The sequence below is a fragment of the Aerococcus sp. L_32 genome, assembly GCF_050689315.1.
This window is the reverse complement of sequence record NZ_JBOEQF010000760.1, coordinates 1-873: the sequence shown is the minus strand read 5'-3', so window position 1 is coordinate 873 and position 873 is coordinate 1. Positions and strand designations below refer to the sequence as shown.

General features: G+C 39.2%; 1 pseudogene. It reads right to left on the bottom strand.

Features of this window, described 5'->3' with window-relative positions:
- Positions 1 to 873, bottom strand: a pseudogene (locus ACRCJ0_RS16270) (excinuclease ABC subunit UvrA); the annotation flags it as partial.

Below are 873 nucleotides of genomic sequence, written 5' to 3'. Positions count from 1 at the left end.
GTCTTGTTGTTCTTGTGTAAGTTCTTTAAAAGGTACATCCATTGGCACCTCAAAGGCAGTAGCTGCTTGTTCCAACATGGTTGGGTAGAAAGCAGAACCTTTTGAATCCCAAGGTACGATAGCCCCTTCTTTTAATGTTTTATTTTTATCTGGCACAATTAAATTAGGATCAGCTTCAATTTTTGAACCTAAACCAGTACACTCCTCACATGCTCCATAAGGCGCATTAAATGAGAATAGACGGGGTTCTAATTCACCTACTGTAAATCCACAGTGGGGGCATGAATAATGCTCTGAAAAGAGAATTTCGTCACCATCAATCAAATCACAGACTGCATAGCCATCAGCTAATCTAAGAGCCGCTTCTAAAGAGTCAGCTAAACGCCCTCTAATATCTTCTTTAATCACTAAACGGTCTATCACAATATCAATTTGATGTTTTTTATTCTTATCTAATTCAGGTACATCATCGATGTCATAGATTTCGCCATCAATACGCACACGGACATATCCCTGTTTACGGATACCGTCGATGATCTTTTTATGTTGACCTTTTTTACCATAAACAACTGGAGATAGAATTTGCACTTTAGTCCGTTCAGGCAAACTTAAAATCCGGTCTAACATTTGGTCTAAAGATTCACTCGTAATTTCGGTACCATCATTTGGGCAGATTGGTTGGCCAACCCGAGCATATAATAAACGAAGATAATCGTTCACCTCAGTAATCGTTCCTACTGTTGAACGTGGGTTTCTTGAGGTAGTCTTCTGGTCGATTGAGATAGCTGGACTTAACCCTTCAATAGAATCTACATCTGGTTTCTCTGTATTACCCAAGAATTGACGTGCAAAGGCCGATAAACTTTCTACATA